The sequence below is a fragment of the Treponema socranskii subsp. socranskii VPI DR56BR1116 = ATCC 35536 genome (genome assembly GCF_000468115.1).
Classification (GTDB): domain Bacteria; phylum Spirochaetota; class Spirochaetia; order Treponematales; family Treponemataceae; genus Treponema_D; species Treponema_D socranskii.
This window is the reverse complement of the sequence record NZ_AVQI01000060.1, coordinates 1-19,750: the sequence shown is the minus strand read 5'-3', so window position 1 is coordinate 19,750 and position 19,750 is coordinate 1. Positions and strand designations below refer to the sequence as shown.

16 protein-coding genes and 1 pseudogene are annotated in these 19,750 nt (G+C 48.5%); 10 read left to right on the top strand and 7 right to left on the bottom strand.

The window, feature by feature from the left end:
• The first annotated feature begins 25 nt into the window (after positions 1-25).
• The 4 genes from argB to HMPREF0860_RS13305 are packed head-to-tail and all read left to right on the top strand — an operon-like array spanning position 26 to position 3,113.
• A complete protein-coding gene (gene argB / locus HMPREF0860_RS08165; protein ID WP_021495669.1) occupies positions 26-952 on the top strand; it encodes an acetylglutamate kinase in 927 nt (308 codons plus the stop codon).
• A gap of 24 nt (positions 953-976) precedes the next feature.
• A complete protein-coding gene (locus HMPREF0860_RS08160; protein ID WP_021331649.1) occupies positions 977-2,146 on the top strand; it encodes an aspartate aminotransferase family protein in 1,170 nt (389 codons plus the stop codon).
• Between the two features lie 48 nt (positions 2,147-2,194).
• Complete coding sequence (locus HMPREF0860_RS08155) at positions 2,195-2,494, top strand: hypothetical protein (RefSeq protein WP_038081983.1); 300 nt, start codon at positions 2,195-2,197, stop codon at positions 2,492-2,494.
• A gap of 19 nt (positions 2,495-2,513) precedes the next feature.
• The gene (locus HMPREF0860_RS13305) at positions 2,514-3,113 is read left to right on the top strand and encodes a CAP domain-containing protein (RefSeq protein WP_021331661.1); all 600 of its coding nucleotides are present in this window, start codon (positions 2,514-2,516) and stop codon (positions 3,111-3,113) included.
• A gap of 100 nt (positions 3,114-3,213) precedes the next feature.
• On the opposite strand, the gene HMPREF0860_RS08145 is transcribed toward HMPREF0860_RS13305, so the two are convergent.
• Positions 3,214-4,464: an MFS transporter gene (locus HMPREF0860_RS08145; protein WP_021331652.1), complete on the bottom strand. Its 1,251-nt coding sequence runs from the start codon at positions 4,462-4,464 to the stop codon at positions 3,214-3,216.
• Between the two features lie 105 nt (positions 4,465-4,569).
• Positions 4,570-5,430, bottom strand: coding sequence for an AraC family transcriptional regulator (locus tag HMPREF0860_RS08140; protein ID WP_081670827.1), 861 nt, complete (start codon positions 5,428-5,430; stop codon positions 4,570-4,572).
• Between the two features lie 134 nt (positions 5,431-5,564).
• On the opposite strand from HMPREF0860_RS08140, the gene HMPREF0860_RS13820 reads away from it, so the two are divergent.
• Entirely contained in the window at positions 5,565-5,840 is a 276-nt protein-coding gene (locus HMPREF0860_RS13820) for a hypothetical protein (RefSeq protein ID WP_156002247.1), read from the top strand.
• Here HMPREF0860_RS13820 and HMPREF0860_RS08130 read toward each other — a convergent pair.
• From HMPREF0860_RS08130 to ppdK, 5 genes are all read right to left on the bottom strand, one after another.
• Positions 5,824-6,363 carry an NUDIX hydrolase gene (locus HMPREF0860_RS08130; protein ID WP_021495667.1) on the bottom strand — a complete coding sequence of 180 codons (540 nt, stop codon included), beginning with the start codon at positions 6,361-6,363 and terminating at the stop codon, positions 5,824-5,826. The two genes, HMPREF0860_RS13820 and HMPREF0860_RS08130, sit on opposite strands and share 17 nt — an antisense overlap.
• Before the next feature lie 69 nt (positions 6,364-6,432).
• On the bottom strand, positions 6,433-7,605 hold the full coding sequence (locus HMPREF0860_RS08125) for an ABC transporter substrate-binding protein (protein WP_021331660.1): 1,173 nt from the start codon (positions 7,603-7,605) through the stop codon (positions 6,433-6,435).
• 42 nt (positions 7,606-7,647) lie between these two features.
• The gene (locus HMPREF0860_RS08120) at positions 7,648-8,772 is read right to left on the bottom strand and encodes an ABC transporter ATP-binding protein (protein ID WP_021331658.1); all 1,125 of its coding nucleotides are present in this window, start codon (positions 8,770-8,772) and stop codon (positions 7,648-7,650) included.
• Between the two features lie 15 nt (positions 8,773-8,787).
• Entirely contained in the window at positions 8,788-10,641 is a 1,854-nt protein-coding gene (locus HMPREF0860_RS08115; protein WP_038081990.1) for an ABC transporter permease, read from the bottom strand.
• 300 nt (positions 10,642-10,941) lie between these two features.
• Complete coding sequence (ppdK, locus tag HMPREF0860_RS08110; protein ID WP_021331651.1) at positions 10,942-13,842, bottom strand: pyruvate, phosphate dikinase; 2,901 nt, start codon at positions 13,840-13,842, stop codon at positions 10,942-10,944.
• A gap of 253 nt (positions 13,843-14,095) precedes the next feature.
• Between ppdK and HMPREF0860_RS08105 the strand changes: the two genes are divergently transcribed.
• The 5 genes and pseudogenes from HMPREF0860_RS08105 to HMPREF0860_RS08080 form a co-directional block, all read left to right on the top strand.
• The gene (locus tag HMPREF0860_RS08105; RefSeq protein WP_016521270.1) at positions 14,096-14,941 is read left to right on the top strand and encodes a hypothetical protein; all 846 of its coding nucleotides are present in this window, start codon (positions 14,096-14,098) and stop codon (positions 14,939-14,941) included.
• Positions 14,942-15,274: 333 nt separating this feature from the next.
• Positions 15,275-16,039 (top strand): TetR/AcrR family transcriptional regulator, encoded by a 765-nt coding sequence (locus HMPREF0860_RS08095; RefSeq protein WP_038081978.1) that lies wholly within the window; start codon positions 15,275-15,277, stop codon positions 16,037-16,039.
• 38 nt (positions 16,040-16,077) lie between these two features.
• Entirely contained in the window at positions 16,078-17,454 is a 1,377-nt protein-coding gene (locus HMPREF0860_RS08090; RefSeq protein WP_038082357.1) for an MATE family efflux transporter, read from the top strand.
• Between the two features lie 192 nt (positions 17,455-17,646).
• Entirely contained in the window at positions 17,647-19,410 is a 1,764-nt protein-coding gene (locus HMPREF0860_RS08085) for an ABC transporter ATP-binding protein (protein ID WP_021331648.1), read from the top strand.
• Between the two features lie 54 nt (positions 19,411-19,464).
• Positions 19,465-19,750: pseudogene (locus HMPREF0860_RS08080) on the top strand (ABC transporter ATP-binding protein); the annotation flags it as partial.

Sequence of the window (19,750 nt, the reverse complement as noted above, 5' to 3'; positions counted from 1 at the left end):
GCACGCGGGCGAAAGAGAGGAAGCTATGACGACCGATACGGCAATCGATTTGACAGATGAACGACAGTACGGTGAAAATCGCGACCGCCCGCTCGACAATGCACACTGGGCGGATGTGCTTGTGCAGGCGATGCCGTATTTTAAAAAGTGGGTCGGCAAAGTCGTCGTCGTAAAGTACGGCGGCAACGCGATGCTCAACGACGAACTGAAATCGGCGGTTATGAAAGACCTTGTGCTGCTCAATACGATCGGCGTACACGTCGTACTCGTACACGGCGGCGGTCCCGAAATCAACAAAATGCTCGACCGTGTCGGAAAAGAAAGCAAATTTGTCGACGGCTTGCGCTGTACCGATGCCGACACGATGGAAATCGTCGAAATGGTTCTGTCCGGAAAACTCAATAAAGAGATCGTCGGTATGCTGCTGCGCGAAGGCGGTAAAGCCGTCGGTTTGAGCGGCGTTGACGGCGGTTTGATCCGCGCAAAAAAAATCAACAATGATAAAATCGATTACGGCTATACGGGCGAAGTGACGGAAGTGCGTCCCGACATCGTCGCTTCCCTTTTGTCTCAAGGATTTATCCCCGTTATTTCGACCGTCGCAGTCGGAGAAGACGGGGACACGAATCGATACAATATCAACGCGGATACCGCCGCCGCCAAAATCGCCGTTGCGCTGCATGCGGAAAAATTCGTACAGCTTACGAACGTGCCCTGCATTTTGCGCGACACCGGCGACTCGTCTTCCCTCATCGCCCGCGTATCGAGGGCGGAAGTCGAGTCTCTCGTAAATGACGGCATCGTCGCCGGCGGCATGATCCCGAAAGTGGAGTGCTGCATAACGGCGCTCGCGGGAGGAGTAAAACGGACGCACATCATCGACGGACGGGTGCCGCATTCGCTCCTCATCGAAATGTTCAGCGACCGCGGCATCGGCACAATGATTTATTGATAATAGTAAATTGAGGAGCGGATTATGGAGAAAAAAATTGTTAATAATTACGGAAGCTTTGACGTCGTTTTTGTAAAAGGCGAAGGGGCGGTTCTCTTCGACGCGGAAGGAAAGCGGTATATCGACTTTATCGCAGGCATCGGCGTAAACTCTCTCGGGCACAACTACGCGCCGCTCGTCGAAGCCGTGCAAAAACAGGCTGCGCGTGAAATTCATATTTCGAATTATTATCTGTCGGATGCGGGTGTCGCATTTGCGGACGAACTGCTTTCGGCGACGGGATTTTCCGGAGGCTTTTTCGGCAACAGCGGCGCGGAAGCGAACGAAGCTGCGATCAAGCTTGCGCGGAAATACGGCTATATGAACGGCGGGGAAAAGCGCCGCACGATCTATACGCTCGAACAATCGTTTCACGGCAGAACGCTTGCGACGCTTACTGCGACGGGACAGAAAAAATTTCATCCGCCGTATTTTGCTCCCTATGTCGCCGATTTTAAAACAATCAAAGCGAACGATCGGAGCGCGGTCGAAACGGCGTTCGACGATACGACAGCCGCGCTGCTCATAGAATGCGTGCAGGGCGAAGGCGGCGTAAACCTCGTCGATGCCGAATGGGTGTGTGCAACATCCGATGCCGCGCGCAAAGCGGGAGCGATCGTTATGGCCGACGAAGTGCAAACCGGCATGGGAAGATGCGGTACGCTTTTGGCAAGCGAACGGCTCGGCTTTTGTCCCGACGTCGTCACGCTTGCAAAGGGAATCGCAGGCGGCATTCCGATGGGAGCCTGTCTTTTCCGCGGTAAAGCCGACAAAGTATTTTCCGCAGGCGACCATCAATCGACCTTTGCGGGAAATCCGCTTGCGTGCAGCGCAGGCCGCGTCGTGCTCAAAACGCTTTCCGCTCCCGGATTTTTGGACGACGTAAATCGGAAAGGCGATTATATCAGAAACAGTATTTCCGGCTGGAAGATTCCGATCGTCACCGACGTGCGCGGGCTCGGCCTCATGATCGGCACGGAAATTGCGGGAACGATAAAACCCTTCGATGTGGAAAAGCGCTGCCTTGAAAAAGGATTGTGCGTATCGACGGCGGGTGCAAACGTGATCCGTTTTTTGCCGCCGCTTACGATCACGGACGAAGAGATGGACGCAGGGCTTGCAATATTCCAAAGCGTGCTCAAAGAGTATGTGTAAATTCCGTCCGATATGGCGTCTCAGCTGAAAATACTATATAGTAACAGTATGATTGTATCACACACGAAACTGCTTGTGTTCTTCGTGCTCTTTATCGGAGCGGGAGCGGCGTTTACCGTAACCGGAGCCTATATGCTTTCGAAAAAATACCTCGCGTCCCTCGGCGACAAAAAGCGGCTCGGAAAAGCTGCGGGAAGCGCATCGCTCGCGCTCGGGGTTCTCACTATCGCAACGGGTATCATGTTCTTTATTGCGCCCGACGCGGCGGCATACATCGTCGTCATCTATCTTGCGCTTTTATTCGTACTCGCATGCGGTGCGATGATCGCCGCGAAAATAAAAAAATAAAACACATGGAGGTATACATATGAAAAATCCGAAAACGAAACATATCGTAAAAATTATTAAAATGTCCGCGGCCGCTTTGCTGCTTGCGGTGATATCGGTATCGTGCGGGAATATGGCAGAAGATCCCAATGCCGCTTATTTTGCCAAACTGGAAAACGATGTGCTTGACGAAATCAACAAAGCACGTACGAATCCGAAAGAATATGCGGAAAAATATTTGGTTCCGTACGTCGAAAACGGAAATGCAAGCGAAGCTATGAAAGAATGCATCATTGAAATGAAAAATACGAAAGCACTAAAAGCGCTGCAACCCAGCAAAAAACTAACGCTTGCGGCAAAAGAATGGGTTAACGTACAAGGACCGGGCGGCGGGGTCGGACACGGGAATACAGGAGAACGAATCCATAAACAGGGCTTGTATCCTCATACTTGGAGTGAAAACATCTCCTACGGTTACAACGATGCAAGAAAAATCGTCATCCAACTTTTGGAAGACGATAAAGTGCCGGGACGCGAACACCGGAAAACTATTTTGAGCCGTGCTTATACGCACGTCGGTATCGGCTGCGGCCCGCACAAAATATATAATTTTATGTGCGTACAGGATTTTGCCGGCTGAACGGACGGCTTTTCGCCGAAAGCACAGCTTTATACGGCCTAGAGCGCCGGGATATTAAACCCTCCGCACGAATAAATTATTAAGCTGATTTTCACACAACCTATTCAGGCCGCCGCTCTGTCAGCCGTATGAGCCGCTCGTGAGAAGCGATCATGAGAGCGCAAAAGAACAGCACGTATACCGGCAAAAGAGAGATGCCGAATCTGTTCGCGATAAAACCGAAGAGCGGCGGCAGCGAGCAAGTGCCGATATACGCGCTTGCCATTTGTACACCGATAACCGCCTGCGATTTATTTGCCCCGAAATGATGCGGCGTTGCATGGATGAGGCTCGGAAAAACGGGCGCACAGCCGAGCCCTATAAGCGCGAAACCCGAAAGTGTAAACGCATTTCCGAACGGCACAAAGAGCAATATCACTCCGGCAAGGATAACGATTTCGCCCGTTCGCACCATCTGCGTGTCGCTCAAATACATCGAAAGAAAACCGCCGAGCGCTCGGCCGACGGTAATGCCGAGGTAGACGAGACTTGCATAGCGCGCCGCGATGTCCGTCGAAACACCGTTGTACAAAACCGCGTAGCTTGCGGCCCAAAGGCCGCTTGTCTGTTCCACCGCGGAATAACAAAAGAATGAAAGCATCACCGCTTTTGCGCCGGGTAAATTAATAATTTCTTTAAGCGAAAGCGGACGGGTATTTGCCGAATCGAATGCGGAAGGATCCGTCGTCTTCGGCACGGATGGGCGTATATCGGATACGGAAGCTTGCGCTGCTCCGGATATCCGTTCGACTGCATCGTTTTTATCGTTTCGCCTCCAAAGCGGTAAACTGAAAACGAGAAGCGCCGTGAGTGCAGTTTGCAGTACCGCAATCGTGCGATAACCCGCATTCCACGTGTTCCCGTGCGCAAGCATAAAACCCATAACGTGGGGACCGGCGGCCGCTCCTACTCCCCACATACAGTGCAGCCAGCTCATATGGCGGCTTTTATAATGAAGCGCGACGTAATTATTCAGCGACGCATCCACGCTGCCCGCACCGAGTCCGTACGGAAGGGCCAAAAAAACGAGCGCATAAAACGAATGCGAGAGCGAAAAGCCGAAAAGCGCGAACGCGGTCAGCGCAACGCTCGCGGCGGTCACTCGTCCGGTTCCGAATTTTTTCGTCAATCGATCGCTCTGCAAACTCGAAACGACGGTTCCCAAAGCTATGATCATCGAAATGATACCGGCATAAGAAACCTTCACTCCGAATTCGCGGTACATAACCGGCCATGCGGATCCGAGCAGCGCATCCGGCAAACCGAGACTGATAAAGGCGGTATAAATGATGGCGAGCAATAATTGAAACATGGAAAAAGTATAGCAAGATTTTAAAGATAATAACAGCGGAAAATTGCTGTGTTTCGATCATGTCGGAAATTTTTGCGTGAAGTGTTTACATAACTGTTAAAAAAATCAATATACCGTTTTCAAAAACACGGTAGGAGAGACAGGCTCTTTCCTATATTGTCGCGGAGTCCGCTGCATCTTTTTTTTAAAAACTTTCGAAAAATATAAACTGTCCTTGAATCCTACTTTTGCTGCTATCTTTTTGATCGGTATATCCGTTCGTGCCAACAGAGCACAAGCTGCACTGATCCGTTGCTCCGCCAAATATTGAATGGGCGAAATTCCGGCAATCTCCATAAATGCCCGATATAATTTACTCCGACTTATATTAACTTGTTGAGCGATGTCTTGTATCGACAAATTCGCTTGCGTGTATTGTTCTTTAATGAGCGATATCGCCGCATGAACATATTGATAATCCATCTGCGAACTCGGAAAATCTTTCTGCGCAATCTCGATAAGATATGCGATAAGCGTATATAACCGTGCAATCATCAATATAAGTTTATAGTTTTGACTGCCGCGACAACGGTATATGTCAAGAATCAATCTTTTTATCTTTATGTCGGAAAAAGTGACGACGGGATTTTCAATCGTGAACATCGTTGAATCAATGAGCATTTGTGCGTCAGGTCCGTTAAATCCGACCCAACAATATTCCCACGGTTGTTCCCGATCGGCTTTATAATCGATTTTCATTCCCGGATAAATTAAAAACGCCTGTCCCTGCGTTACTTGAAATTTTCTATCTTCAATAAAATAGGTGCCTTTGCCTTTGATAACGTAATGGAGTAAATAAAACGGACGCACTTCCCAACCGCGATGAAAATTTTTGGGGCACTGCTGTCGTCCCGTCCTATACACGATCAGCGAACTCATACTTCTGAATTGATTTTTAAAAGAATTTTTATATTCTCTATACATCATGATTTCGGTTACGCATTATAAAAAAATACAATGGCCATGCATACAGATTGCCAAGCAAAGAAAATATTCCTACCGTTGAAAGCAAAAAATGCACAATCGGCAGTTTCGCATCTCCGCTGAACATAGCAGCGACTATGCAAAAAATCGATAGGCCGGCATCCGCTGCAAATGCATACGGAATCAAAATTTTATTTTTAATAAAAAAGAAAAACGGAGTACAGCCGGCAAGGGCAGCAGCCGCAACGATAAAGGCTTCCAATGCATTTTCAAAGAAATTCGGTAAAACGGAAAAAAGACTATGCAGAAAATCGGTAAGCAAATATACCGATAATCCTTCTATGATAAAAAACAATAATCCAAGACAACATGCATATAAAAATTTTACTGAAAATTTCACAATAGGCCTTTGAGGTGCGCAAACATGCAAGCGCAAATCGCTTTGCAATCGTTTATCTCTCCGTCGCCGATTTGTTTGAGCAGCGTATCGACCGGAAGCCATTCGACGTTGAGAAATTCGTCGTCATCCAACTCCTGCCGCGTTTTTTGAAGTCCCTGTGCATAAAAGATATAAAGCGTTTCCGTAATAATTCCCGGCGACGGATACATCATGCCCAGATATTCCATAGAATCCGCAATACAGCCCGTTTCTTCCCGTAATTCGCGGCGCGCCGCATCGACAGGCTTTTCTCCGGGAATTTTATCGAGTTTACCGGCGGGAATTTCCGTCGTAAGGCGATCGATAGCGTATCGGTATTGCCGGACAAGTGCGACTTTACCGTCGTCGATCGCTAAAACCGCAACACCCCCCGGATGTTTTACCACTTCGCGCGTTCCCGTTTTTCCGTTAGGTAAACGAACCGAATCGACGCGAAAGGAATACGATGCGCTTTTGTACAACTCTTCAGAAGAAAGCTCTTTTTCGATAAGTTCCATATTGAGTGCCTTTGTCATTTATAACCGGGAAAACAATTCTCCCGGTTATTCGGTAAAAATTATTATATATTACGGCTGAACGGAAATCCAGTAGTCGCTGACATCTTGAAAATGATCATAATAAAAATCGAAATCGAGCGGAAACTTCGGAATACTGTCGTAGCTCGGCATTTTTGCCGTGATTTTAGCATCCGGAAAGACGGGATATGAGCCGGCAGTGAGAAACGGCTGCAGTCCTTTTCCGTCATGATTTTTTTCACCGCAGATATAACGGATAAATAATTTCGCTGCATTCGGATGCTGCGCTTTATCGGCAACTTGAGCGATCATAAAACTTATGGCCGTCGTAGGAGTTTTAAATTTGTTCGGATTGACGCCAAGTCTAAAACCCTGGATGTCGCGTTCGCGAAGTTTGGACGAAACGCCGTAACCGAGCGGTGCTTCTTTCATATTCGGAGCACCGCCGACATCTTTTACGATATTGCTGTTTGAAGTTTCAAGGATCGGATTATTTTTCGCAATCCGTTTAATCCAAGCATAACCCGCATTCGGTTCGTCGGACGCGAGAACAATTTTCTTTCCGAATACGCGCTGGTAATCGGCCGCCATCTCGTCTGCATGTTGTACCATACATGCAAACAATACCGGCAGATCGGGTTCTCCGCTCGGATCAAGTAAGACGAATTTTCCTTTCCATTCCGGCTTTGTTAAATCCCACCAAGAAGAGATCGGAAGATCCTTATAAATATCCGTATTATAACTCCACCAATCGAGTTCGATGACAAAAGGTGTTACAACCAAATATTCCTGTCTGACGCCTGAAAAAATATCGGTCGGTTGATAATTATGCAAAAGACCGGTATCGATATAATCCCGTTTAATGCTTCCCGTCTGTTCTTTCAGCTGGAGAACATCAGCCGTATAGATTCCTGCTTTATATTCGCGGAAAAATTTCTCGAGCATTTCGTTTATACCCAAATCGTAAAAGTTTACTTTTACGCCGGGATACTCGGCTTCAAATGCTTTTTTCACATTCTCAATGCGGCCGGTACACCCGTATACGTTGACTTCACCCTCTTTTTTCGCTTTTTCGTATAATTCGGCAACGGTTTCCGTTTTATCGAGTCCGACTTCCCGAGCCCAATTCGATGAAGCGCTTACCTGCTCTTTGCTTCCGAGAGCGAAAAATGCCGTCGACGAACAAAGCGCTACGGCAGCAAACATACCGATACATCTTTTCATATCAACCTCCATAAGTATTTAAACGGCTTGTCGGATACCTTTTCAATCTCCGACAACCCTCTTTATCAACCGGCCGCTGTCTTTTGCAAAGACGTTTACTTTTGCAGTATCAAAAGTAATCTGCACATCTTGATCCGTTTTATAATTTTTTATATCCAAATCTTTTACTAAAATATTCGTATCGTTTATTTTCAGATTTACGATGGTTTCCGAACCTGCCGGCTGAACGCTGTACACCGACGCGGTAATGCTGCCGGCTGCCGGTGCTGCAAGGATTTTGATTTTTTCCGGACGAATTCCTAAAAAACAATCGAACGTATCGGCATCCGGCACATCGTCAGTCAATAAATCGGGCGAGGCGACAAAAGTTCCGAGATCGGACGAAATGCGCAATGCATTGTTTTCTTTTGTCGCGTGTGCATGAATGATATTGATCTTAGGATTGCCGATAAAATCCGCAACCCTGAGAGAAATCGGGTTTTGATACAATTCCATAGGAGTCGCCACCTGTTCAAGTTCCCCGGAAAAGAAGATGGCGATACGGGTCGACATCGTAAGCGCTTCCACCTGATCGTGTGTAACGTATAAAATCGTTGTTCCTAAATCATGATGCAGCCGCTTTATTTCCGAACGCATATCGACTCGAAGCTTTGCATCGAGATTGGAAAGCGGTTCATCCAGAAGAAGCACTTTCGAATCGGATACGATTGCGCGCGCAATCGCAACGCGCTGCTGCTGTCCGCCGGAAAGCTCGGATGGATACCGTTTCGCATATTCTTCGATTCGCATCCGTTTTAATGCGGCTTTAACCTTTTCGGCGATTTCCGGCGATGGCAGTTTTTTTACCGACAGACCGAATGCAACATTATTAAAAACATTCATGTGCGGCCACAATGCATACGATTGGAAAACCAAATCCATACCGCGTTTTCCCGGTTCTTCGTAAAACCGCTCCTGCGCATTTACGATCTGCTTTTCGTCAAGATAAATCGTCCCCGTTTCCGGCTTTTCCAAACCGGCGACAACACGAAGCGTTGTCGTTTTTCCGCAGCCGGACGGACCGAGAAGCGTCAAAAAATCACCGTCCCCGGCAACAAGATTAATATTTTTTAAGATATGCTGTTTTCCGTAATACTTATTGATATTCTTTAATTCTATTCTGCTCATACGATAACTCCGCAATCAAAAACTCGACGTTATATCCGCACCGAAAATTTTATTTGCCGCCCAATACGACAAAAATACGATTAAAAACATAAGTACCGCCGACGCATTCGCATGCTGCTCCATTCCTCCCGACATATAGTAATACGTAAGGTACGGCAGGGTTTGCGTTTTCGGCGAAACGAGCAAAACGATTAGATCAAGCTCTTTCATAACCGCTACGAATATTAAAAAAAAGCCGCTTATAAATCCGTTTTTGGAAAGCGGAAAAACGATTCTCATCATACGAGCGGCAAAGCCGGCTCCTTTTATTTTTCCGGCCTCTTCAAGCTCCGTACTGATCTGCATCATATTTGCGGATCCCGCCCGACTCGAAAACGGTAAATTTTTAATAATCGTTACGATGACGAGCAGCGTAAACGTCCCGTACAGCGCGGGAAATAACGTCACTTTGTGCCCGAACAACATAACAGAGCGTTCAACCGAAAACACGGAAAGATACATTGCGCCGAACGCGATAGACGGAATAAGGTAGGGAATAAACGCCAGCTGCTCCGTAAGGCGTCCGCTCCGCGTATGCCGTCCGCGTGAAATCACATATCCGACAAGCTGTCCTAAAAACGTTGCAAGAATCGACGCAACGATAACCAATTTGAGAGAATTCCAAAGCACTGAATAAAATACGGGATTACGGAGAATTCCCGGCGTACCGTAATAAATATTCGGATCGGCCTTTCCAAACCAATAATGCAGCGTCAAATTCGAAAAACCGAAATTACCGAGCTTCAGCATAACGCTTTGAAACAACAAAATCATAATCGGAAGGATAACGCCGGCAATTAAAAACAACATAACGATAACAGTAACGGGTATTTTAGAGCGGTTTAGCGGAATCACGTTGCTTCGATTTCCCTTTCCTCCGATCGTCGCATAAGACTTGCGTTTGCCGATAATAACTTGATTAATATAAATGATGACTGCCGCAATCCCTATCAAAATCAATGAAATGCTGTACGCCGTTGCAGTTTGTTGCTGTTTAATCGCGGAATACAGCATCGTTGAAATCGTATAATAGCTGACTTTTAAACCGAGGTATGCCGGAACGGCAAAGGTTCCCATCGCCTTTGAAAAGATGAGGATAAACGACGACAAAAGAGACGGCATAACTAAAGGAAACGTAATTTTCTTTAGAATAAGGATTTTAGATGCGCCGAGCATTTGTCCCATTTCTTCGAGTTCGGAATTGATCGATTTTAACGAGGCGGCGATAAGCAAATACGCATATGCATAGTAGTGTACTGTCAAAACAAAGATAATCGGAACCGGCCCGTATGCAAGCCAATCCGGAGGAACGATGCCTAAGAAAGAAAAGAATCCGGGACTGCCTCCCAGATTTGGCGTTTTGAAAACGGAAATCCAGGCCATCGATTCGCACCATGAAGGGATCATATACGGAACGATAACGGCGAGCGAAAAAAAACGTTTAAAAGGCAAATCGCTTCTGACAAGAAGCCATGCAAGGATACCTCCGATAACGATACTAAAAAAAGAAACAAAACACGCAATTAAGAGCGAATGGCAGAGCGGCCGGTACAGCATATTTTTTGAAATAACGCTGTTTAACAACCGTTTCCAATAGTATAATGTCCAATCCCCTGCAGCGGATTTTTTTATACGGGATACGTCTTTCACATCGACTTGAAAAGACGTAAACACCATCTCCAAAAGCGGGACGACGACGAAAAACAATAACACGATGATCGATGCGATGACAAGCAAATTATACGGATTCATAAACCAATCGCGAAAAATATTTTTTGCTCGTCGAAGGCGCGAATACGGTTCGTTTTTAAAACTTGCAGTATTTCTCATATACATTCCATATTCAGCATAAATCGCATTTACCGAAAAAAACAGATGTAAATGTTGCAAAAATATGTAATTTTGTTGCCTGAAATATCGTAAGAAAGCAAAAAGTAAATGATTGTCAATATCCGAAAACAGACTGAAACGGTACGATAGAAGAATCGATATTGCCGCGTGTCCTTCCGCATACTTCCGTTCGATTTTAAAATCAGCAATTGCACTGCAACCGCTGCATAAAAAAACCGCCCGGTATTTCGCTCTCACGTTTTACCGGACGGTTTTCGCTGTCAAACAGAACCGCTTACATTATTTTTTTGCTTTTTTCGCGGTTTTTTTTGCAACCGGTTTTTTCGCGGCGGCTTTTTTTGCAACGGGCTTTTTGCCGGCCGCTTTCTTTGCTGAAGCTTTCGCTGTCGTTTTTCCGACGGCTTTTTTCTGCGCGGCTTTTTTTACCGTTTTTGCGGCGATTTTTTTTGCCGGAGCTTTTTTCGCAGCCGTTTTTTTTGCGGCGGTCTTTTTCGCTTTTACCGCACGGATAACCGCTTGCGCCGCCGAAAGACGTGCGATCGGTACGCGATAGGGCGAGCACGAAACGTAATCGAGACCGACGCGGTAGCAGAAGTCGATCGTCGCAGGATCGCCTCCGTGTTCACCGCAGATACCGAGGTGCATTTCAGGTTTGACTTCGCGCGCAGCCGCAACCGCCATATCCATGAGTTTGCCGACACCCTTTTCGTCGAGCGTCTTAAACGGATCGTCGTCGAGGATGTTGCGGTGGTAGTACGCGTCGAGGAATTTGCCCGCATCGTCGCGGCTGAAGCCGAAAGTCAACTGCGTCAAATCGTTCGAACCGAAGCTGTAGAAATCCGCAACCTTCGCAATCTCTCCGGAAAGGAGCGCGGCGCGCGGAACTTCGATCATCGTACCGATTTCGATTGCGACTTTCATGCCGCTCTCTTTTTCGATTTTCGCGATGACTTCTTCACATTCTTTGCGGATCGTCGCAAGCTCTGTCGGTTCGCACACGATCGGAATCATAATCATCGGGCGGACGGGGACGCCGCGCTTTTTGCATTCGATCGCTGCAAGCGTAACCGCTTCCGTCTGCATTTTGTAGATTTCGGGATAGGTGATCGTGAGGCGGCAGCCGCGGTGGCCGAGCATCGGGTTAAACTCTTTCAAGGAGTTGAAGCGCGCGGTGAGCGTTTCAACCGAAACGTCGATACCTTCTTCTTTCAGCACTTGCTGCACTTTGCGCGTTCCCTCTTCGTCTTTCGGAATAAATTCGTGGAGCGGCGGATCGAGGAAGCGGATGATGACAGGTCTGCCCTTCATCGCATCGAAGATGCCGGAAAAATCTTTTTTCTGCAACGGCATAATCTTTGCAAGCGCTTTTTCGCGCGCAGCAGTCGTATCGGACGCGATCATCGCCTGGAAGTATACGAGCTTTGCAGGATCAAAGAACATGTGTTCCGTACGGCACAGTCCGACACCTTCCGCACCGAAGTTGAACGCAGCCTGCGCCTGATCCGGCTGGTCGGCATTTGCGCGCACTCCGAAACCTTTGATCGTCGACTTACCGACTTTGCGGACGGATCCGTTACGGATTTCATCGCACCACTTCATAAAGGTGCCGAAGTCTCCGGTGATCTGCGGTTCTTTTGTCGGAATCTGTCCGGCGTATACGTTGCCCGTCGAACCGTCGATCGTAAGCCAATCGCCCTGCCGGTACGATTTACCGTTAACGGTAATGCCGCCTGCGGAAAACTGAATCGCTTCGACACCCGAAACGCAGGGCTTACCCATCTGGCGTGCAACGACAGCCGCATGCGACGTGCGTCCGCCCGTTGCAGTGAGGATACCCTGAGCGGCCGCCATACCGGCGATATCGTCCGGACTCGTCTCTTTGCGAACGAGGAGCACTTTTTTGCCTTCTTTTGCAAGCTTTTCCGCTTCGTCTGCCGTAAATACGATTTGACCGCAGCCGGCTCCCGGAGAAGCGTTCAAACCGCTCGCGATGACGCCGGAGCGCTTTGCGGCATCTTTATCGATCATCGGGTGGAGCAGCTGGTCGATCTGCTCCGCATCGACGCGGAGAATCGCCTCTTCTTTCGTAATGAGTTTTTCGCCGACCATATCGACGGCCATTTTGACCGCCGCAGGACCGGTACGTTTGCCGTTGCGGCACTGGAGCATATAAAGCTTGCCCTGCTGAACGGTGAATTCCATGTCCTGCATATCGTGATAGTGCTTTTCGAGATTGTTGCGGATTTTGATGAGTTCGTCGTATATTTTCGGATTGTCTTTTTTCAGCTGACTGATTTCCTCAGGCGTACGGATGCCGGCGACGACGTCTTCGCCCTGCGCATTTATCAAATATTCGCCGAAGAATTTATTTTCACCGGTCGAAGGACTGCGGCTGAAGCATACACCCGTACCGGAATCGTTGCCCATATTGCCGAACACCATCGCCATAACGGTGACGGCCGTTCCCTTCAAGCCTTTAATATTGTTGAGTTCGCGGTACTTGATGGCGCGTGCGTTCATCCACGAACCGAAAACCGCGTTGATCGCGTGCCACATCTGTTTTTCGGGATCCTGCGGAAATTCAGTTCCCGTCGTCTTTTGGTACAACGCTTTATACTTTCCGACGATTTCCTGAAGTTCGGACGTATCGAGTTCGTTGTCGAGTTTTTTGCCCGCGCGCGCTTTCGCTTCCGAAAGGATTTTTTCGAATTCATCGTGCGGAACGCCCATCGCGACGTCACCGAACATCTGGATAAAGCGGCGGTACGCATCCCACGCAAAGCGCGGATTGTTCGTTTTTTTTGCAAGGCCGAGCACCGATTTGTCGTTGAGACCGAGGTTCAGGATCGTGTCCATCATACCGGGCATAGAAATTGCAGCGCCCGAGCGGACGGAAACGAGCAGCGGATCGTCCTCTGCGCCGAGTTTTTTGCCGAACGCGCGCTCGAGTTTTACAAGATTTGCCGAAACGTCGGAATACAGCTCTTTCGGATATTTTCTGTCATTATCGTAATACATCTTGCACACATCGGTTGAAATGGTAAATCCCGGCGGAACCGGAACACCAATGTTCGTCATTTCGGCAAGGTTTGCACCTTTGCCTCCGAGTTCGGCACGCATATCGGCGTTGCCCTCGGCTTTTTTGTTACCGAAAAAATAAACGAGTTTTGTCTTTGCCATGTAATAACTCCATATAAGGATTGAGAGATAAGATAATAAAATAATACAAAGAATCGACCGCCCTGTCAATGCGGTTACCGTGCGATAATTATTAACACATCGTTATTGTGCCGCCGCATTTGATCGGAGATACGAACCTGTCCTCTGATGACGTTTTTACGCATTCCGTTTACAATGGAAAGCGCAATACACACAGGAGTAATATAAAAAACGACGTCTGAAATATCACCGTCACTTTTTATAGGAGCAAAACATGAAAATCGAACGATCTCCGAAAGAAATTTCGGTCGATAAAAAAATCATATCCGCGCTTGAAAAGCTGATTGCGCTTACGCCGGAAAAAGACGGTTTACCGCTCACCGTCGCAAAAGCGCTCATGCGCGACCAGGAAATCGAAGCGGTGCAAAATTATGCCAACAACGTTTCGATCGTACGGCTCGGCTACAACGATCACGGGCCGGTACACATGCGCACGGTTACGCACAACGCGATCAAAATGACGGAGATATTGTACAAAGCGGGCGTACAGTTGAGCCTGCAAAAAGAAAAAGCGGGCACTTTTGCCGACAGTTTGACCGCCATTATATTCGCTTCGTTTTTGCACGACTTCGGTATGTCGATCGGCCGGCAGGATCACGAATTGTACAGCGTTTTTCTCGCGCTCCCCGTCATCGAACGGCTGCTCAACAAATTCATTCCCGGCGGCGAAAACATCGTGCGGCGCGTAACCGTCCGCTCGCTCGCGATGGAAGGCATCGTCGGCCACATGGGTACGCACAAAATCCATTCGCTCGAAGCCGGCATCATCCTCATCGCCGACGGCTGCGATATGACAAAGGGCAGAGCGCGTATTCCCCTCGGGCTCGACAACGCTCCGACGATCGGCGATATCCATAAGTATTCGGCGAACTCGATCGAACGCGTCGAAATCGGCGCAGGCAGCGAAAAACCCGTGCGCATTCAAATATATATGTCGGCGGAAGTCGGCTTTTTCCAAATCGAAGAAGTGCTGCTGCAAAAGATAAACGCAAGCCCCGCAAAACCCTACATCGAACTGCTTGCCGGCGTCGAAGGCGAAGCGATGAAACAATACCTCTAAGCGCGCAGGTTTCGGAGACGTCGTTTTCGGACGAAACCTTTTTGCCATCCGCCCTTCCGCCGCTTGCTCACGCGCGGCGTCCTCGCTCCGCTCCGGTCGCTGCCTTCGGCACGGCTCCACGGCGGCGTAGGCGTATCGCAGCGCGGACGCTTATCGGCCGTAGTTTACCGGTACGCTTCACATTACGGCACTGTAATACTCCAGCTTCCGTTTTTATCCGCACCGATCCGTTTGATCATATTTTTATTTTCTGAAAATACAAACGGCATACAAACACAAACTGCAAAACATTGACAAAGCGATAAAAACACATTAGCGTTGCTTACGATCGATATGAAAGCAAACGCAGCAAAATCCGAAAGCGGAAAAACGAAAGCGCATTCGAAATCGCCGGTACAGTCGGAACAAGCATCGGAGCATACAAAGATAAAATCGCCGGTACAATCGAAGCGATCGACAAAACACGCAAAGACAAAAGCGCCGAATTCCAAAGAGCGTATTTTGCACTGCGCCGCTTCCGAATTTTTGCAAAAGGGCTGGGCGAAAAGTTCGATGCGGGAGGTTGCGAAACTTGCCGGCCTTACGACCGGTTCTCTGTACTTTCATTTTAAAAATAAAGAAGCGCTTTTCGACGCGCTTGTAAAAGACGTGTACGATTCTCTTTTGGCGAACCACCGCGCAATGTACGACACTTTTTTTACGATACCGCCCGACATAGAAAAGCGGCGCGCCTTCCGTTTTGAAAGCCGCAAAAAAACGATCGATTTTATATATGAAAATTATCGGGCGGTAAAGCTGCTCGTGTGCGGTTCGGCCGGTACCCGCTATGCCGATTTTTTTTCACTCATGATGGAAGATACGTATAAAGCCGATGTGCGCGCTTTATCGTCGCTCAAAGACTGCGGCGGTGTACTGCGTCCCGGCATAGATTTGCGCCTGTATTCGGCAATCGACAAAAGCTTTTGGAACTGCCTGTTCGAAACCGTCCGTTTGGACATTCCCTACGAAGGCGCGCTCAAGTATGTTGCCCTGCTCGACGAGTTTTACGAAGCCGGCTGGTACAAAATCCTGTGCGATAATTGCCTCATCGGAAAATGAAAACCTGCGTTTTACGCCTTACTGCACAAGGGGTTATTATGAACGATGAAAAACAAAAACAGCGTATTTTAAATGACGGTTTGTGGAAGCTTATCTTCGATTTTTCGTGGCCGGCCGTAGTCGCTATGGCGCTTTTGGGCGCGAACAATGTGCTCGACGGCATCTTTGTAGGCCGCCTTGTAGGGCCGAAAGCGCTCGCCGGTATTTCCGTAGTTCTTCCGCCCCTGCTTGTATTAATCGGCTTTGCCCTTTTGTGCGGAACGGGTGCGGGCTCTCTTTTGAGCATTGCGATCGGGGCCGGCGATAAGGATATTCAAAAAAAACTCTTGGGTAATATGAATACGCTCATGCTTATGAGCGCGCTCTTTTTGATGTGCATCGGTTTTGCATTTTCGCACCGCATCGTTTTTTTGATGGGAGGGCGCGGCGAAGCTTTGGCGCTCGGCGAAACATACTATCGGACTTTGCTGTACGGCGCTCCGTTTTGGATTTACGCAATCGCTTCCAATGCGCTTATCCGTTCGGAAGGTAAGATGAAAACCGGAGCGCTGATTATGGCGTGCGGTCTTTTGTGCAACGCATGCGCGAATTATGTTTTGATGGTGATTTTCGGCATGGGCATCCGCGGGGCTGCATTGGGAACGAATATCGGCATGGCCCTGCAATCGTTTATCAGCATTGCGTACTTTTTGCGCAAACCGCTCGCCGGCGAATTCGGTTTGTTCCGGCAAACCTTTGCATTCCGTTTCGATAGAAATATTATCGCAAAAATTTCCGATATGGGACTGTCCGCTTTTATTATGCAGATTATGATGGGCGTACAAAGTGTGCTTGTTTTAAACGTGCTGAACGCCTACGGCGGCGAAGCCGATATAGCGTTTTACGGCGTCGTTACGCGCCTTTTCAGCTTTGTCGTGCAGCCGCTTTCGGGACTTATGATTGCCCTGCCGCCGATTGTCGGAATCAATTTCGGGGCGGCAAAAACCGATCGGGTTATCGAGGGCTTCAAATGCTTTTTAGCGACGGCGCTTGCGCTCATTATACCGTTTTGGTTGTGCCTGCTTATTTTCCCCGAAGGCGCCGTATCGATTATGATGAAAAATTCTTCGTTGAGCGCATCCGATATGTTGAACTTCAGGCTCTACATGGCCTTGCTGCCCGTTATGCCGCTCAGCTTTTTGACGCTTGCGTTTTTTCCGGTAATCAATAAGGGGCACATCGCGTCAATCATCGGTATTTTGCAGCAAATTGTGTTATACGTCCCGGCCATGCTTGTTTTGCCGATCTTTACCGGAGTTGCAGGCGTGTATTACGGCACCTTTTTGATTGAATTGACGACGGCGCTTCCCATCCTCATATTGCTCAAACGCGAATTCCGCTTGCTGCGCTCGGGCCTTACCAAGTGGGAAGGGTAATTGCTTTTGCGACCCGGTGCGCCGTTTTCGATTTGCCTGTAGGAGTACCCGAGCAGACATCGTACGGTTGATACGATTTTCGGTTTTGTTTTTAAGAACTTTAGCGTTTCGCCGCTTTTTTCCTTGACAAATTTCTTTGCGGTCTGTATTATAACGGTGTTATGTTAGCTAAAGCTAATTTACGGAGAAATTATGCTGCAAAGATTTTTTGCGTTGTCTGACGCGGGGACGCGGAACTTGCGTTCGGCGATTACGTTCGGTACTATTATCAATTTGTTTTTGATGGTTCCATTGGGGCTTTCGCTGTATGTGCTGCGCTATTTTTTGGCGCGCATTATGCAACAAGGTTTTCAAGTGCCGAATGTATGGGCGGTGTCGGCAGCCGCTCTTGCGATTATTGTTGTACTGTTCATCCTCGAAAAGCTGAAGTACGGCAGAATGTACAACGGTGCGTATGAAGAAGCGGCGAACGTACGTATTTCGCTTGCCGAATCGCTTCGGAAACTCCCGCTGTCGTATTTCGGCAGGCGGGATTTGTCGTATTTGACTTCGACGCTTTTGAACGACGTTACTCTGATTGAAGAATCGCTTTCGCACGCCGTACCGGAGCTGTTCGGCGGCGTCATTTCGATTTTGATTGCTGCCGCACTGTTGGCGTTTTTGGATTGGCGGATGACGATTGCGCTTTTTATCTTCGCCTTTGCAGGATTTTTTATCATCGTCGCCGCCCGATCAGTGCTGGATAAAAAAGCAAAGCAGGTGTTTGCGCGAAAAGATTTGATCTACGATTCCTTTCAGCAGATGATCGACAATATCAAAGTGCTGAAATCTTCCGATAAAAAAGCGGTGTATGTGCAAAAACTCAAAGACGATATTACCGAGTCAACGTACGTAACGCTCAAAGCGGAAGCGGTGGGCGGAGCGTTTATTTTCGGTTCGGCGGCGATTGTCCGATTCGGCTTTCCGCTGGTGATTTCATACGGCGCGTACTTGTTGGCACAGGGAAGAATCGAACTGTTGACGTATATCGTCTTTTTGCTCGTTTCCTGCCGTATTTTCGATCCGCTGACGACGGTGTTTATGATGCTCGGCGAATTCTTTTTAATGATGATTGCCGTTGAACGCAAACAGGCGATTGTCAACTATCCCAAACAGACGGGAAGCGAAAGTTTTAAGCCCAACGGTTACGACATCCGCTACGATAATGTTTCATTCTCATATAATGAACCGAACGGCAAAGATGCGGACAGCGATACCGAAGAAAACACGGTAAGCGGGATCGACTTTACCGCAAAGCAGGGCGAAATTACCGCCCTCGTCGGGCACTCGGGCTGCGGCAAGTCCACGATTGCACGCTTGGCCGCTCGCTTTTGGGACGCTTCATCGGGCACGGTGAGCGTCGGCGGCGTTGATGTTTCCACCGTAGATCCGGAAACCCTGCTCGCAGCCTTTTCGATTGTGTTTCAGGACGTCGTGCTTTTTAACGATACGGTATACAACAATATTTTAATCGGCAACCGAAACGCGACAAAAGAACAAGTGCTTGCCGCCGCAAAAGCCGCACAGTGCGATTCGTTTATCGAAAAACTGCCGCAAGGCTATGACACGGAAATCGGCGAAAACGGCTATACCCTTTCGGGCGGAGAACGCCAGCGGCTTTCCATCGCCCGCGCCCTCCTCAAAGACGCGCCGATCATCCTCTTGGACGAAGCAACTGCCGCCCTCGACCCCGAAAACGAAACGCTCATCCAACATGCTATCGGCACACTTATAAAGGGCAAAACCGTTATCGTCATCGCTCACCGCCTCCGCACCGTCGAAAATGCCGACAAGATTATCGTACTCAACAATGGTATGATTGCTGAAATCGGTACCCACGCCGAGCTGATGGAAAAGAACGGCATTTATCGGGAGATGTATCGGCTGCAGCGGGAAAGCGAGCAGTGGTCGGCTTAATAATTGGTAATGAATAATTGGTAATGCGTAATTGATAAGTAGGGGGATTTCTCTATGAATAATAAACAAAACCGGCCGGCGGAAAATCCGGCAAAAGAACAGCCGGCACAGCAAACGGCTGAACGCAATCCCGCAAAGCAGCAGACTATCAAGCGGCTTTTAAGCTATGCGGGAAAGAGCAGAGGGCTTTTGTCGCTGTCGCTTGTGCTTTCCGGCTTGAGCGCCCTCGTCGGTTTTGTGCCGTACATCATGGTGTTCTTTGTAATGCGCGACGTGATTTCCTCAGTTGCGGCAAAAGAGGCGGTAAACGCCGCCGCCCTTGCACGCTACGGACTGTGGG